General features: G+C 64.7%; 13 protein-coding genes. 8 read left to right on the top strand and 5 right to left on the bottom strand.

Going from position 1 to position 15081, the window contains the following annotated elements; all coding sequences use genetic code 11:
• Positions 1-40 precede the first annotated feature (40 nt).
• Complete coding sequence (gene hpnD, locus NG900_RS10805; RefSeq protein ID WP_252680010.1) at positions 41-883, top strand: presqualene diphosphate synthase HpnD; 843 nt, start codon at positions 41-43, stop codon at positions 881-883.
• Here the strand turns inward: hpnD and NG900_RS10800 are convergent, their stop codons facing one another.
• The 3 genes from NG900_RS10800 to NG900_RS10790 all read right to left on the bottom strand — a co-directional run bounded on the left by NG900_RS10800 (position 884) and on the right by NG900_RS10790 (position 4227).
• Positions 884-2077, bottom strand: a complete 1194-nt coding sequence (locus tag NG900_RS10800) for a DUF1501 domain-containing protein (RefSeq protein WP_252680008.1) — start codon at positions 2075-2077, stop codon at positions 884-886.
• A 25-nt stretch (positions 2078-2102) separates the two neighbouring features.
• Positions 2103-3722, bottom strand: coding sequence for a DUF1800 domain-containing protein (locus tag NG900_RS10795; protein ID WP_252680006.1), 1620 nt, complete (start codon positions 3720-3722; stop codon positions 2103-2105).
• 79 nt (positions 3723-3801) lie between these two features.
• Positions 3802-4227, bottom strand: coding sequence for a hypothetical protein (locus NG900_RS10790; protein WP_252680004.1), 426 nt, complete (start codon positions 4225-4227; stop codon positions 3802-3804).
• Positions 4228-4437: 210 nt separating this feature from the next.
• On the opposite strand from NG900_RS10790, the gene ompR reads away from it, so the two are divergent.
• The 4 genes from ompR to NG900_RS10770 all read left to right on the top strand — a co-directional run bounded on the left by ompR (position 4438) and on the right by NG900_RS10770 (position 7902).
• Positions 4438-5160, top strand: coding sequence for an osmolarity response regulator transcription factor OmpR (gene ompR / locus NG900_RS10785; RefSeq protein WP_004627064.1), 723 nt, complete (start codon positions 4438-4440; stop codon positions 5158-5160).
• Positions 5161-5194: 34 nt separating this feature from the next.
• Positions 5195-6556 carry an ATP-binding protein gene (locus tag NG900_RS10780; RefSeq protein WP_252680002.1) on the top strand — a complete coding sequence of 454 codons (1362 nt, stop codon included), beginning with the start codon at positions 5195-5197 and terminating at the stop codon, positions 6554-6556.
• A 195-nt stretch (positions 6557-6751) separates the two neighbouring features.
• Entirely contained in the window at positions 6752-7300 is a 549-nt protein-coding gene (locus NG900_RS10775; RefSeq protein ID WP_252680000.1) for a peroxiredoxin, read from the top strand.
• Positions 7301-7380: 80 nt separating this feature from the next.
• On the top strand, positions 7381-7902 hold the full coding sequence (locus tag NG900_RS10770) for a carboxymuconolactone decarboxylase family protein (protein WP_252679998.1): 522 nt from the start codon (positions 7381-7383) through the stop codon (positions 7900-7902).
• Between the two features lie 79 nt (positions 7903-7981).
• Here the strand turns inward: NG900_RS10770 and ispF are convergent, their stop codons facing one another.
• Positions 7982-8488: a 2-C-methyl-D-erythritol 2,4-cyclodiphosphate synthase gene (gene ispF / locus NG900_RS10765; RefSeq protein ID WP_252679996.1), complete on the bottom strand. Its 507-nt coding sequence runs from the start codon at positions 8486-8488 to the stop codon at positions 7982-7984.
• A gap of 20 nt (positions 8489-8508) precedes the next feature.
• Positions 8509-9243 carry a 2-C-methyl-D-erythritol 4-phosphate cytidylyltransferase gene (ispD, locus tag NG900_RS10760; protein WP_252679994.1) on the bottom strand — a complete coding sequence of 245 codons (735 nt, stop codon included), beginning with the start codon at positions 9241-9243 and terminating at the stop codon, positions 8509-8511.
• A 159-nt stretch (positions 9244-9402) separates the two neighbouring features.
• On the opposite strand from ispD, the gene mfd reads away from it, so the two are divergent.
• From mfd to serB, 3 genes are all read left to right on the top strand, one after another.
• Entirely contained in the window at positions 9403-12834 is a 3432-nt protein-coding gene (mfd, locus tag NG900_RS10755; protein WP_252679992.1) for a transcription-repair coupling factor, read from the top strand.
• 37 nt (positions 12835-12871) lie between these two features.
• On the top strand, positions 12872-14056 hold the full coding sequence (gene argE, locus NG900_RS10750; RefSeq protein WP_252679990.1) for an acetylornithine deacetylase: 1185 nt from the start codon (positions 12872-12874) through the stop codon (positions 14054-14056).
• A 102-nt stretch (positions 14057-14158) separates the two neighbouring features.
• The gene (serB, locus tag NG900_RS10745) at positions 14159-15016 is read left to right on the top strand and encodes a phosphoserine phosphatase SerB (RefSeq protein WP_252679988.1); all 858 of its coding nucleotides are present in this window, start codon (positions 14159-14161) and stop codon (positions 15014-15016) included.
• Positions 15017-15081: the final 65 nt, after the last annotated feature.

The following is a 15081-nucleotide window of genomic DNA, read 5'->3' as shown; positions in this document are numbered from 1 at the left end:
TGGCCGCCCTGCACCAAACCTCACCACGACGGCCCCTTCCGTGACCCCCGACGACTACTGCGCCGACAAGGCTGCCCCGCCCGGCAGCGACGTGTACTACAGCGTATTGTTTCTGGCGCCCGAACGCCGCCGCGCGACCATCGCCCTGGAAGCCGTGCGCCGCGAACTGGAAGACGCCGTACGCGATGCGAGCGACCCGTCAGTCGTGCAAACGAAGCTGCACTGGTGGCGGCAGGAACTGGCGCGCCTGTTCGAAGGCCGCCCCGAGCACCCCGCCACCAAGGCATTGCAACCGCACCTGGCCGCCTATGACATCGGCGCCGTGCATCTGGGCGAACTCCTGGCTGGCGTCGAGGCCGATGCCATGCAAAACCGCTATCTGGATTGGCCGAACCTGCGCCGCCATGGCGATCAGGTGGCAGGCGTGGCTGGCCGGCTGGCCGCCCGCATTGCCGGGCATACGCACGCACGCACATTGGAATTTGCACGGCTGCTGTCGCTGGCCGAGCAGTTGGTCCACTTCATCCGCAACCTGGGCGAAGACGTGCGCCACAACCGCGTCTACATTCCCGTGGACGAACTGCAGCGCTTCAATGTACCGGCGGCCGATCTATTCAACCGCCGGTATGCAGAGGGGTTCAAGCCGCTGATGGCGCACCAGGCGGAACGCGCCCGCGCCACTTACAAGGAAGCACTGGCCGCGCTGCCGGCCGAAGACCGCCGCGCGCAGCGCTCGGCGCTGATCCGCGGCGTGCTGGCCATGCGCCTGCTCGACGAGGTGGAAACCGACGGCTTTCAGGTGCTCACGCAGCGCACAGACCTGACGCCGCTGCGCAAGTTATGGCTCGCGTGGCGAACCCAAATCACGCAGATCCGCGGCTGATCAGGCTTTGATGAGGTCGAGCGGCGCGAACCGCCCGGCCAGTACCGACTGGGAATCCATCCCCCACCAGCGCTCCAGCACCGTGGCGTAGAGCGAGCGGAAATCCACCGAGGGGTCGAGATTGCCGCCGCCGTCCAGCCGCTCCAGCACCGGTCCCTGTCCGGCCAGGCCGCCCTTTACGCGGCCGCCAGCCACGAAATGCGCGGCGGCGGTACCGTGGTCCGTACCGTTGTTCAGGTTTTCGCGCGGGCGGCGGCCGAATTCGGAGTACGTGACGATCAGTGTGTCGTTCCAGCGGCCCAGTTCCGTCAGCGCGCTCTTGAGCGAGGCAATGCCCTCGCCCAACTGGCGCAACAGGTTCGCCTGCGTACCCTGCTGGTTGGTGTGTGTATCGAAGCTGCCCAGCGACAGGCACACCACGGCGACATCCGCCCCGCCATGCCCGGGCGCCGCCACCACCTGCATCGCCGCCTTGATCGAATTGCCGAAGCCACCATCGGGAAAGCGCGTCTGGAATGCAAACTTGCCTGCCTTCGGTCGCAGCCCGTCGGCCGCCTTGACGATATCGGCCTCCACCTTCAACACATGCGCGAGCGTGGCATTGCCCATCGCGTGAGACGGCATCGCCAGCTTGGCTTCGTTGAGAAAGGCATCCGGATTGGCCAGCGCCACCGCGCGTGCGCCGCCATCGAGTGGGCCCAGGTCCGCCGTGCCGATAATCACGCCATCGGCCCCGAATGACGCCGGCACCGGCCGCGCGGCAAACGCACGCGTCAGCCAGCCCTCGCGCAGGTATTGGTCGGAGCGCGACGCCGTATCCCAGATCTCGATCGAGCGGAAATGCGAAAGATTCGGCTGCGGATACGACAAGCCCTGCACCACCGACAACTCGCCTGCCTGCCACAGCGGCATCATCGCCTGCAGCGACGGATGCAGGCCATACCGGTCATCCAGTTGCAGCACCTGCTCGCGCTTGATGGCAATGCGGGGGCGCAGCGCGTAGTACTGCGCGCTGGTGTACGGCACGACGGTATTCAGCCCGTCGTTACCGCCTTTCAGTTCGATGAGAATGAGCAGGTTGCCGTAGCCGTTGCGCGCGCCCTGATCGCGCTGCGCTTGCGCAAAGACGATCCCGGGCACCGCACCACCCATGCCGAGCACGGCGCCTGCCTTCAGAAAATCACGACGTTCCATGATGTGTGCTCCTGCAAAGCGGGCGTTATTTCAACTGGTAAGCCGGGTCCATCATCAGCGTGCGCAGGTACGCGGTACCGGCCAGCTTGACGGGGATCGGCGCGGTCGGCTCGATCGGCAGCACCGCACGCTGGATCGAAATGCGCGACGCGAGCTGCGGCGGGTCATCCCCATCCGCACCAAACTGCGCGAGCCACTTGGCCGAGTTGAACGACACCATCGTCTGCGACTGCGCCAGCTTGAAGCGCCCTTCCTGCCCCATGCCCTTGAGTGCCTGGCCCAGGCCCTGCACCGTGCCGCCCTGCTTCAGGTCTTCGCGCATGGCGGCCATCATCATGCCGGGCTTCTGTTGTTGCGCCATGGCGGCGGGCGCCCTCATCTCGGTCGAGCGGAACAACTGATCAAGAAACTGCTTGCGCCCCAGCAGCGTGTTCGAGTTGATCCACGCATCGCCGCCGGGCCAGCCCTTCACGTTGGGCGGCGCCAGCAGGTTCTGCCCGAGCTGCGCAGACTTGATCGCAAACGGCGTCGGGTCGGAGTACTGCACATTGAACTGCTTGAGCGTGCCGACAATCATCTCCACAGGCGATTTCACCAGCGTCGCGTGCGACTGCGGCGCCCAGAAAGCCGGCGTCAGGAACAGCCCACGCAGCGCGACCTTGATGTCGTAGCCGCTCGAGCGAAACGCATCGGCCACGCGCTGCACCTGCGCCGCATCCGGGTCGGGCGAAACAAACTCGCGCCACAGCTTGGTGACGATAAAGGTGGCCGTCTGCGGACGAGACAGCAGGATGTCGAGCATCTGGTCGCCGTCGTAGTCGCCGCTCTGGCCGAACACCGTCTTCGAGCCGGTGTCGTGAATCTGCGGGCGCCAGATATAGGCGAAGTCGTGCTCGCGGTCGACGCTCCAGCCGGTGTACGTTCGGGCAGCTTCCTTGATGTCCTGCTCGGTGTAATGGCCCTCGCCCAGCGTGAAGAGCTCCATGACCTCACGCGCGAAGTTCTCGTTCGGCTTACCCTTGCGGCTCTGCGCGCCGTCCAGGTAGATCAGCATCGCCGGGTCTTTGCCGATGGCGTGCAGCATGGTGCCGAAATTGCCCACCGCGTTCTGGCGCAGCAGCACGTTCTGCCGATACATCAACTGAGCAAACGGCACCTTCTGCGAGCTGGAGACGAAGTGGTTGTGCCAGAACAGCGTCATGCGCTCGGTCAGCGGTGACGGCGTCCTGATCATCTCGCCCATCCACCACGCGCGCAGCTCCAGTTCGTGCGCGGCGTTCTTCTGGCGCGCGGCCTTGCGGGCGTCTTCGTCGGGCAGCTTGTTGTAGGGGATGATCGGATCGTTGACCCACGCCGGGGGCGGCTGCGTGGCAACGGTGCCCGTCTGGGCCAGCACGCGATCGACCGCCTCGCGCTGCGTGAGCCCGGCATACGCGTCGAGCTCGCTCTCGGCAGGCGCAAAGCCGATGCGGGTGAGGAAATAGCGCGCATCGTCGCGGTCCAGGCGCTGCTCGTCGGCGGCGGGTGCCTTGGTTTGCGCGGTGTGGCGATGCGGTTTGTCCTGCGTTGCCGCGTGCGCTGGCTGCAGAGAAAGCGCACTGGCGGCTGCCAGGGCCAGGAAGATTGTGGTGCTACGGATTCGCATGTCGGCCCCCGAATCGACCCTACTGCCCCTTGTTGCCATTGGCGGGGCAGCGACTGACGCACCGTTCCCCGGGCCTTATCTAGCCGCCGCCACGGTGGTAGATGTCCCGCGTGACGTCGTAGATGTTCTGACGCAACTGCTTGCGTTCCTCGGGAGACAGCTTGCGCTGCGGGGATGGCCGGTCAGCGTTCTCGCCACGGCGGTTTTCCATCGCGGCGGCGCGGCGGCTACGTTCTTCGCCGCCATGGCCCCGCGACTGACCCTGCCGGCCCTTTTTCTCCTCGCCGCCGGTCTGCATTGCATGCCCGCCGCCGAAAAAACCGCCGAATCCGCCAAAGCCACCGCGCTCGCGATCGTTACGGGCGTGCGCCGGCAATCCAGCCATGCAGAGGGCAGCAGCACACGCCAGCAGCGCAAGGCGCCGCTGAAACATCACTGACCGATTCGAAAAAGGGATTTGAGAAGCCACGTCCTTGTTGCTGGAAACCGATGCGCCATGCATCATTGCGCGACAATCGATAACTGGCAACCGCATTGCACGCCAGTCCCCTGCGCGGGGGTCCACAGACCCCAAATTGTTGCGAGGAACTGCCAGGGCAGTGTAGCTGTGCGTCCTACAGACTGTTCACGTGGCTCGGTAAATAATGTAACCGTCTGTTTCAATTGGGCTTTCAGTGCGCCTCGGGCCCATGTTTTTGTCGTTACCATTAGCGCCATGGAAAATTCCGGTCAAAAGATTCTCGTCGTCGACGACGATCCCCGCCTGCGTGACTTGCTGCGCCGCTACCTGGGGGAACAGGGGTTCACCGTGCTGGTGGCGGAAAACGCCACGGCCATGAACAAACTCTGGCTGCGCGAGCGCTTCGACCTGCTCGTGCTCGACCTGATGATGCCGGGCGAAGACGGCCTGTCGATCTGCCGCCGCCTGCGCGGTGCCAACGATCAGACGCCGATCATCATGCTCACCGCCAAAGGCGAAGACGTCGACCGCATTGTCGGCCTGGAGATGGGTGCCGACGATTACCTGCCCAAGCCGTTCAACCCGCGCGAGCTGATCGCGCGCATCCACGCCGTGCTGCGCCGCCGCGGCCCGGCCGAGATCCCAGGTGCACCGTCCGAAACGCCCGAAACCTTCGCCTTTGGCGATTTCGTGCTGAACCTGGCCACGCGCACGCTCAAGAAGAACGACGAAGAGATCACGCTCACGACGGGCGAATTCTCTGTGCTCAAGGTGTTTGCACGCCATCCGCGCCAACCGCTGTCGCGCGAAAAGCTCATGGAAATGGCGCGCGGCCGCGAATACGAAGTGTTCGATCGCAGCCTCGACGTGCAGATTTCTCGCCTGCGCAAGCTGATCGAACCGGACGCCAGCAACCCCCGATTCATCCAGACAGTGTGGGGCCTGGGCTACGTGTTCATCCCTGATGGTGCCAAGTAAGGGCGCCAGATCCACCCTTTCTCCCGCATCCGACTTGCGCATCCCGCGTCCGGCCGCGTTGCGGCATCTGCTGATCAGTGTGTTCGGTTCGCTGTTCTGGCGAACCTTCATGCTGATCGCATTGCTGATCGCGATCTCCCTGGGTGTCTGGTTCCAGAGCTTCCGCATTTTCGAGCGCGAACCCCGCGCGCAGCAGATCGCCATGCAGGTGGTCAGCGTGGTCAAGCTCACCCGGGCGGCGCTGCTGTATTCGGATCCGATGCGACGGCGCTTCCTGCTGCTCGACCTCGTGCAGAACGAGGGCATCAAGGTCTACCCACGCGAGAAGGAAGACGAATACCGCGAACCGCACACCAATCCGTACCTGACGCAGCTCGTCCAGCACGAGATCCGCGGCCGGCTTGGCGCCGATACCGTAATCGCCACGGCAGTCAATGACATCCCAGGCGTGTGGGTCAGCTTCCAGATCGAGGGCGATGATTACTGGGTCGCCATCAGCCCGGACCGCTTCGAGCGCGTGCCTGGCGTGCAGTGGCTGTGGTGGTCGACGGCGGCACTGGTGCTGTCGGTGCTGGGCGCGGCGTTCATCACGTCACGCGTGAACCAGCCGCTCAAGCGCCTGGCCGATACGGCGCGCGCCATCAGCGCGGGCGATGATCCGAAGGCGCTGCCCGAGGGCGGCGGCACCGAAGTGGCGCAGGCGAATCACAGCTTCAACCAGATGGTGCGCGACCTCAAACAGCTCGAGGCCGACCGCGCCGTCATGCTGGCCGGCATCTCGCACGACCTGCGCACGCCGCTCACGCGCCTGCGCCTGGAAACCGAGATGAGCCCCGTCGACGAGCAGACCCGCGAGTTGATGGTGGCCGACATCGAGCAGATGGACGCGATCATCGGGCAGTTCCTCGACTACGCACGCCCCAGCGGCGAGATGCTCGAAGCGGTGGACCTGACCGAGCTCGTGCGCGACACGGCGCCCGTGTATTCCGCGCACGACGACATCGACCTTTCACTCAAGCTCGCGCCCGAGGCCATCGCCCGCTGCAACCGCATGGAAACGCAGCGCATTCTCGACAACCTGATCGAAAACGCACGCCGCTACGGCAAGACGCCCGCCACAGGCCGCGCGGAAATCACCGTCAGCACGTTCCTGCAAGGCAACGAAGTTGTATTGTGCGTGGCCGATTCCGGCGCCGGCGTGCCGACGGACCAGCTTGCGCTGCTGACGCGACCGTTCTACCGGCTGGAATCGGCGCGCAGCGAGGCCAAGGGTGCCGGGCTCGGCATGTCGATCGTCAATCGCATCCTGCAGCGCAGCGGCGGCCGCCTCACGCTTGAGAACCGCGCCGCGCCCGCCACCGGGCTGATCGTCTGCGCCTGCTACGCGCGCGCCTGACCCGGCACGCGCAGGCACATCGCCTGCTTTCCACCACTGTCATGCGCGGCCGGCAACGGCCGTGCGGCAGGCCGTGCTATAGCCGGCTTTGAGATTTTCAATTAGCCGGTTTCCCATTCATCGCCAATACTCCAGCCGCCAGGCTGCGCGTTTGCGAGCCCCCTTTCCATTGCCGCACAACCCCAGGAGAAGCCCATGAAAACCATTGGTGACAAGCTCGAACCGTTCAAGGTCGTCGGCGTCAAGCCGGGGTTCAACAATCACGAGGAAGGCGGCCAGTCGGCGTTCGAAGACATCACCGAGACCTCGTTCCCGGGCAAGTGGAAGGTCATCTTCTTCTATCCGAAGGACTTCACTTTCGTGTGCCCGACCGAGATCGTGGCGTTCGCCAAGCTGAACGACGATTTTGCCGACCGCGACACCATCGTCATGGGCGGATCGACCGACAACGAGTTCGTCAAGCTCGCATGGCGCCGCGAGCACAAAGACTTGAACAAGCTCAACCAGTGGTCGTTTGCTGACACGACGGGCGCGCTGGTCGACCAGTTGGGCGTGCGTGAGCACGAGGCCGGCGTTGCATTGCGCGCGACATTCATCGTCGATCCGGACAATGTGATCCAGCACGTGTCGGTCAACAACCTGAACGTGGGCCGCAATCCGGACGAGGTGCTGCGCATTCTGGATGGTCTGCAGACAGATGAGCTATGCCCGTGCAACCGCGCGGTCGGCGGCGCCACACTGTAATCGCCACGCGGTGCCCTCCGAACCTGAAGCCCGCCCTTGCGCGGGCTTTCTTTTTCAGCAACCGCTGATAGGAGAAATCGATGGAATTTCTGCAGACGATTAAGGGCTCGATTCCGGACTACGCCAAGGACATCCGCCTGAATCTCGACAGCACGATCGCGCGCTCCTCGCTGGAGGGCAACGATGCGGTGGGTGTGGCGCTGGCGGCGGCCTTTGCCGCCAAGAGCAAGGTGCTGACCGATACCATCCGCCATGCCGGTGTGCTATCGCCCGAAGAAGTGAACGGCGCGCTGACAGCCGCCGCGCTCATGGGCATGAACAACGTCTGGTATCCGTATGTCGAGATGGCGGACGATTCCGACCTCTCGCAGCAGAAGGCGGAACTGCGCATGAACGCCTACGCCAACAACGCTGGCGTGGACAAGCGCCGCTTCGAGATGTACGCGCTGGCCGCGTCCATCATCGGGAAGTGCCACTTCTGCATCAAGTCGCACTACGACCTGCTGAAGAACCACCAGGGCATGAGCGCGCAGCAATTGCGTGATGTCGGGCGCATTGCGGCGGTCGTCAATGCGGCTGCGCAGGTGATCGCGGCCGAATAGCCACACCGTGCTCCACAAACAACAACGGCAGCGCTGGAGCGATTCAGGCTGCCGTTGTCTTGGCGCGGCCGCAACGCACTCAGTCCTGATCGGCGCTTTCCGCGCGATAGATCAGCACCACGGCCTGTGCAACGATGCCCTCTTCCTTGCCTTCGAAGCCGAGCTTCTCGTTGGTCTTGGCCTTGACGTTGCAGCGCTCGGGCGCGATACCCAGGTCTTCCGCCAGGTTGGCGACCATGCCCGGCACGTGCGGTGCGAGCTTCGGCTTCTGCGCAATGACCGTCGCGTCGACGTTGCCGACCGCGTAGCCCGCCTTGCGCACGCGGTGCACGGCTTCGCGCAGCAGCACACGACTGTCGGCGCCGGCAAAGGCCGGATCGGTGTCGGGAAAGTGCCGGCCGATGTCGCCCAGGCCGGCGGCGCCGAACAGCGCATCGGTGATCGCGTGCAGCAGCGCGTCAGCATCGGAGTGGCCGAGCAGGCCGCGGGTGTGCGGAATCTCCACACCGCCGAGGATCAGCTTGCGCCCTTCCACCAGCGCATGCACGTCGTAGCCCTGCCCGATGCGAATGTCCATCCAGTTCATGCTTGCGATGCCTCGTTGGGTTATGCGCTCTGCGCGAGGATGGCCTCGGCAAGCGCGAAATCGTCGGGATACGTCACCTTGAAATTGCGCAGCGCACCCGGCACGAGCAGCGGTGCGTGTCCTGTGGCCTCGATGGCGCTGGCTTCGTCGGTGACGATGCGGTGCTGCACGAGTGCCTCCCGCAAGGCGCGTTCCAGCAGGCCCAGCGGAAACATCTGCGGCGTCTGCGCCTGCCACAGGCCATCGCGCGGCACCGTGGCATGAATGTGCTGTGCAGCGTCGGCGCGCTTGAGCGTGTCCGCCACCGGCAGCGCAAGAATGCCGCCGACTGCCTGCGAGCCCTCCACCTCTACCGCAGCGACAAGGTGCGCGATCAGCTCGGGCGTCAGGCCGGGGCGCGCGGCATCGTGCACGAGTACCCAGTCGTCGTCGCTTGCCCCAAGCCCGCGCAACGCTGCCAGTCCATGCGTGACGGAGGCGTGGCGCGAATCCCCACCGCAATCGACTTCCACCAGCTTGGGCGCGTTGAAGCCACCGTCCGGAAAACGCTCGGTGAGCGGCTGTGCGCCGGGCGTCGTAACGACGAGCACGGTGTCGATTTCAGGGCTCGCCAGAAAGGCCTGCGCCGTATGCCAAAGCATCGGCCGCCCGGCGATCGCCTGATATTGCTTCGGCAAATCGCCACCGGCGCGCGAGCCGGTGCCGGCCGAGGGGATCAGCGCAAAACGGCGTCGGCCAGGGTGGGAAGTCGGCATGAAAGGCAGGAAATTGGGCGTGGGCGCAGCATTTGCGTGGGTTTTTGGCCGGCGCCAAGCGCGCGGCTGGCGCGGATTTTATAATAGCGACCAGCGTCACGACACCCCGCCTGCAAATGCCGGCGGGGTGTCGTGCTTTGTCCCCGATCCTGACGTCCCATGTCCGATTTCTCGCTTTCTGCCCTGCCCGTTGTCAAACCAGGCCAGCGTTTCGTCTTCAGCGGCCTGCAGGGCGCGGCGGACGCCCTGCTGCTTGCGCGCTACCTGGAGCAGCATCGCGCCAACGTGCCCATGCTGGCGGTGGTCTGCGCCAATGCCGTCGACGCCCAGCGCCTGGCCGAAGAGCTGCGCTGGTTTGCCCCGCAGGCGCGCGTGAAACTGCTGCCGGACTGGGAAACGCTGCCGTACGACAACTTTTCTCCGCACCAGGATTTGATCTCCGAACGGCTGGCGACGTTGCATGACCTGCAGAACGGTGCGTGCGACATCCTGCTCGTGCCCGCCTCCACGGCATTGCAGCGCATCGCGCCGCCGTCGTTCCTGGCGGCCTATACGTTCTTCTTCAAGAAGGGCGAAAGGTTGGATGAAGCGGCCCTGAAAGCGCAATTCACGCTGGCCGGCTACGAGCACGTGAGTGCCGTCATGCGCCCGGGCGAATACTCCGTGCGCGGTGGGCTGATCGACCTGTTCCCGATGGGCTCGCCGCTGCCGTATCGGCTCGACCTCTTCGGTGACGAGATCGAAACCATCCGCTCCTTCGACCCCGACACACAGCGCAGCCTCTACCCCGTGAACGAAGTGCGCTTGCTGCCGGGCCGCGAATTCCCGATGGACGAGGCCTCGCGCACCGCCTTCCGGGGCCGCTGGCGCGAGGTCTTTGAAGGCGACCCGACGCGCTCACCCATCTACAAGGACATCGGCAACGGCGTGCCCTCGGCCGGCATCGAGTACTACTTGCCGCTCTTCTTCGAAGACACCGCCACGCTGTTCGACTACCTGCCGGGCGCCACACACCTGGCCTTCGTTGGCGACATCGAGGGCGCGGTGCGCCGTTTCTGGGCCGATACCACGCAGCGCTACAACTTCATGCGGCACGACCGCGAGCGTCCGCTGCTGGAGCCCGCCGCGCTGTATCTGGATGAAGAGGCGTTCTTCGTCGCCGCCAAGCCGCATGCGCGCCTTGTGCTGCGCACTGAGCCGGGCGATGCACCGCTTTCGCTGCCGTTGCCGAACGTTGCCGTCAATCGCCGTGCGGAAGACCCACTGGTCAACCTCGAATCGTTCCTGATGCGCGGCAACTGCCGCGTGATGATCTGCGCAGAATCCGCCGGCCGCCGCGAAACGCTCGCACAGATGCTCGCCGCCAGCGGGCTGCACCCAGAAGGCGTGGCGGACTTTGCCGACCTGCTGGCAGGCGATGTCAAGTTCGTGCTCGGCGTGGCGCCGCTGTACCAGGGCTTCATCCTCGGTGATGAGCGCATCGCCATCATCACCGAGACCGAGCTATACGCGCAGTCCACGCGCCGCGCCGGACGCCGCAAGCAGGAACAGGCCACCGCCGTCGACGCGATGGTGCGCGACCTGGCCGAGCTGAAGATCGGCGACCCGGTAGTGCATAGCGAGCACGGCATCGGCCGCTACCAGGGGCTGGTCTCCGTCGATACGGGCAACGGCGAGGAAGAATTCCTGCACCTCGATTACGACAAGGGCAGCAAGCTCTACGTGCCGGTGCACCAGTTGCACGTGATCTCGCGCTACTCGGGTGCCGATCCAGAAACCGCGCCACTGCACTCGCTCGGCTCCGGTCAGTGGGAGAAGGCCAAGCGCAAGGCTGCGCAGCAAATCCGCGATACGGCGGCCGAACTGCTGAACTTGTACGCGCGCCGCGCGCTGCGCCAGGGCTTCGCCTTCCCGCTCACGCCGGAGGACTACGTCAAATTTGCCGAGAGCTTCGGCTTTGAAGAAACGCCCGACCAGGCCGCCGCCATCGCCGCCGTCATCGCCGATATGACCTCCGGCAAGCCGATGGATCGCCTCGTCTGCGGCGACGTCGGCTTCGGCAAGACGGAAGTCGCCTTGCGCGCGGCATTCGTGGCGGTGATGGGCGGCAAGCAGGTCGCCATCCTCGCGCCGACCACGCTGCTGGCCGAGCAGCATTACCAGACGCTGGTCGACCGCTTTGCCGACTGGCCCGTGCGCATTGCCGAAATCTCGCGCTTCAAGAACAAGAAGGAAATCGACGGCGCCATCCAGGCTATCAACGCCGGCACCATCGACATCGTGATCGGCACGCATAAGTTGCTTTCGCCGGACGTGAAGTTCGATCGCCTCGGGCTCGTCATCATCGACGAGGAACACCGCTTTGGCGTGCGCCAGAAGGAAGCGCTCAAGACGCTGCGCGCCGAGGTGGACGTGCTCACGCTCACGGCTACGCCGATCCCGCGCACGTTGGGCATGGCGCTGGAAGGCCTGCGCGATTTCTCCGTGATTGCCACCGCGCCGCAAAAGCGCCTCGCCATCAAGACCTTCCTGCGTCGCGAAGAAGACGGCGTGCTGCGCGAAGCCATCCTGCGGGAGCTGAAGCGCGGCGGCCAGGTCTACTTCCTGCACAACGAAGTCGAGACCATCGAGAACAAGCGCGCCAAGCTCGAAGAGCTGATCCCGGAAGCGCGCGTGGTGGTCGCCCACGGCCAGATGCACGAGCGTGAGCTGGAACGCGTGATGCGCGATTTCGTCGCCCAGCGCGCCAACATCCTGCTGTGCACGACGATCATCGAAACCGGCATCGACGTGCCGACCGCCAACACGATCCTGATCCACCGCGCTGACAAATTTGGCCTGGCGCAGCTGCACCAGTTGCGCGGCCGCGTCGGGCGCTCGCACCACCAGGCGTATGCGTATCTGCTGGCACACGATCTGGACGGCCTGACCAAGCAGGCACAGCGCCGCCTCGAAGCCATCCAGCAGATGGAAGAACTGGGTTCGGGCTTCTACCTGGCGATGCACGATCTGGAAATTCGCGGCGCCGGCGAGGTGCTGGGCGACAAGCAGTCGGGCGAGATTTCCGAGATCGGCTTCCAGCTCTATACGGACATGCTCAACCAGGCCGTGAAGTCGCTTAAGGCGGGCAAGGAGCCCGACCTCATGGCGCCGCTGGCGGCCACCACAGAGATCAACCTCGGCACGCCCGCCCTGCTGCCGCAGGACTATTGCGGCGACGTGCAGGAACGCCTGTCGCTCTACAAGCGCCTAGCCAACTGCGAGAGCAGCGAAACCATCGACAACATCCAGGAAGAGCTGATCGACCGCTTCGGCAAGCTGCCGCCGCAGGCGCAGTCGCTCATTGAAACGCATCGCCTGCGCATTGCTGCGCAGCCGCTGGGCATCCGCAAGATCGACACGGGGGCGGAAGCCGTCACGCTGCATTTCGTGCCGAACCCGCCCATCGACGCCATCAAGATCATCGACCTCGTGCAGAAGAATCGCCAGATCAAGCTGGCCGGGCAAGACCGTCTGCGCATCGAGAACATTCCCGCCGAAACGGCCGCGCTGGCGCAGACAATTCGCCACGCCATGCGGCAATTGACGTGATCCAGTAGGATCAGCCGATCAGAACAAGGAAACCATCATGAGCACCGCCCTCACCACCCTCGATTGGACCCGCAAGCTCGTCGGCTTCGACACCACCAGCCGCGGCTCCAACCTCGCGCTGATCGAAACCGTGCGCGACTACCTGCGCAGCGTCGGACTCGAATCGCACCTCTCGCACAACGACGACGGCAACAAGGCCAACCTGTTCGCCACCATTCCGGCAGCGGACGGCAGCGTGCAAGGCGGCATGGTGCTGTCGGGCCATACCGATGTGGTGCCCGTGGACGGCCAGAAGTGGGACAGCGATCCGTTCACGCCCGAAGTGCGCGACGGCAAGCTCTACGGCCGTGGCACGTGCGACATGAAGGGGTTCATCGCCTCGTCGCTCGCGCTGGTGCCATCGCTGCTGCAGGCAAAGCTGCGCGAGCCGGTGCATCTGGCGCTGTCGTACGACGAAGAAGTCGGCTGCGTGGGCGCCCCACGCATGATCGATGACCTGATCGCGCGCGGCATCAAGCCCTCCGGCTGCATCGTCGGCGAGCCCACCTCCATGCGCCCGATCGTCGCCCACAAGGGCATCAACGCGTACCGCTGCCGCGTGCATGGCCGCGCCGCGCATTCGTCGCTCACACCGCAGGGTGTCAACGCCATCGAATATGCCGCGCGCATCATCTGCTTCGTGCGCGATCTGGCCGATGAATTCCGAGCCAAGGGCCCGTTTGATGACGCGTTTGACGTGCCCTTTACCACGGCATCAACCGGCCTCATCAACGGTGGCATTGCGCTCAACACGATCCCCGCGCTGTGCGAACTGGTGTTCGAGTTCCGTAACTTGCCGGGCGTGGATGCACCCGCCATCCGGGGGCGCGTTGAACGCTACGTGCGCGAGACCATCGAGCCGGCCATGCAGCGCGAGCACCCGGACGCCCGCATCGAACTCGACGAGATCGCCGCCGCGCCGTCGCTCGACGCCTCCGAACAGGCTGCCATCACGCAACTCGTGCGCGTGCTGACCGAAGACAACGACAAGCGCAAGGTTGCCTACGGCACCGAGGCCGGTTTGTTCCAGCGCGCCGGCATCCCGGCCGTGCTGTGTGGCCCGGGCAACATCGAACAGGCCCACAAAGCCAACGAATATGTGGAACTCGCCCAGCTCGACGCCTGCGACCGCTTCCTCGCCAAAGTGGCGCACAGCCTGATGGTCGAGACCGCGTCCGCCTGACGCTTACACACCGACACCTCCCCTTTAAGTGGGGGGTATCCGACCGGGGCGTTCGCTACAATAGCGGGCTTCCCCCGGCGTCTTATTTCCCCTCTCTCGCCCATGCCTGTCGTCCTGCAAAGCCTGTCGCCGCTGTCCACCGGTGACATCGAATCCGTCCGCGGCCTGTTCGGCAGCGCCACTTACGAGCTGCGCGCGCCCAACGTCGCCGCCATCGAATGGGTGCACGAGTTGCCCAGCGAATTGCGCGTCCAGCTCGACGCCATTTGCGCCAACCTGAAGCTGGACTACGCATGGATTCCCGACGAATGGACGTTCGGCGATTTCCGCGTGCTGGCGATGGACATGGATTCCACGCTCATCACCATCGAGTGCATCGACGAGATTGCGGATTTCTGCGGGCTCAAGCCGCAGGTGGCCGCCATTACCGAAGCCTCGATGCGCGGCGAGATCAAAGATTTCAACGAAAGCCTGACGCGCCGCGTTGAGCTGCTCAAGGGACTGGACGCCAGTGTGCTGGAGCGCGTCTATACCGAGCGCCTGCAACTGTCGCTAGGTGCCGAGAAGATGCTCAAGGCCGTGCAGGCGATGGGGATTCGCACGTTGCTGGTATCAGGCGGCTTCGAGTTCTTCACTTCGCGCCTGCAGGAGCGCCTGGGTCTGGACCGCACGCGCGCGAACACACTCGAAATCGTCGACGGCAAGCTGACCGGCCGCGTGCTTGGTGAAATCGTCAACGCCGATGTGAAGGCGCAGACGCTCAAGGCGTTCTGCAAAGAGCTTGGCGTGTCGCCGGATAACGCCATTGCCATGGGCGACGGCTCGAACGATCTGAAAATGATGGGCGTGGCCGGCCTGTCGGTGGCATTCCGCGCCAAGCCGATCGTGCAGGCGCAGGCCGATGTGGCGTTCAATGTCGTGGGTCTGGATGGGTTATTGAACCTCTTCCCGCAGCAGTAACGCACCAACAACCGGTTGGTGAAATCAAAACGAAACGGGGCGCAACCTGTGCGCCCCATGCTGCT

It is taken from the genome of Ralstonia soli (assembly GCF_023955655.1).
Classification (GTDB): Bacteria; Pseudomonadota; Gammaproteobacteria; order Burkholderiales; family Burkholderiaceae; genus Ralstonia; species Ralstonia soli.
Note: the sequence above shows the minus strand (reverse complement) of the source record. Positions and strands in the feature narration are given on the sequence as shown.

Coding starts and splice junctions, on each gene's coding strand:
- ispF (WP_252679996.1), bottom strand. CDS start 8,488: ATGAACTGGATGGACATTCGCATCGGGCAGGGCTACGACGTGCATGCG.
- NG900_RS10775 (WP_252680000.1), top strand. CDS start 6,752: ATGAAAACCATTGGTGACAAGCTCGAACCGTTCAAGGTCGTCGGCGTC.
- NG900_RS10770 (WP_252679998.1), top strand. CDS start 7,381: ATGGAATTTCTGCAGACGATTAAGGGCTCGATTCCGGACTACGCCAAG.
- ompR (WP_004627064.1), top strand. CDS start 4,438: ATGGAAAATTCCGGTCAAAAGATTCTCGTCGTCGACGACGATCCCCGC.
- serB (WP_252679988.1), top strand. CDS start 14,159: ATGCCTGTCGTCCTGCAAAGCCTGTCGCCGCTGTCCACCGGTGACATC.
- NG900_RS10795 (WP_252680006.1), bottom strand. CDS start 3,722: ATGCGAATCCGTAGCACCACAATCTTCCTGGCCCTGGCAGCCGCCAGT.
- argE (WP_252679990.1), top strand. CDS start 12,872: ATGAGCACCGCCCTCACCACCCTCGATTGGACCCGCAAGCTCGTCGGC.
- ispD (WP_252679994.1), bottom strand. CDS start 9,243: ATGCCGACTTCCCACCCTGGCCGACGCCGTTTTGCGCTGATCCCCTCG.
- mfd (WP_252679992.1), top strand. CDS start 9,403: ATGTCCGATTTCTCGCTTTCTGCCCTGCCCGTTGTCAAACCAGGCCAG.
- NG900_RS10800 (WP_252680008.1), bottom strand. CDS start 2,077: ATGGAACGTCGTGATTTTCTGAAGGCAGGCGCCGTGCTCGGCATGGGT.
- NG900_RS10790 (WP_252680004.1), bottom strand. CDS start 4,227: ATGATGCATGGCGCATCGGTTTCCAGCAACAAGGACGTGGCTTCTCAA.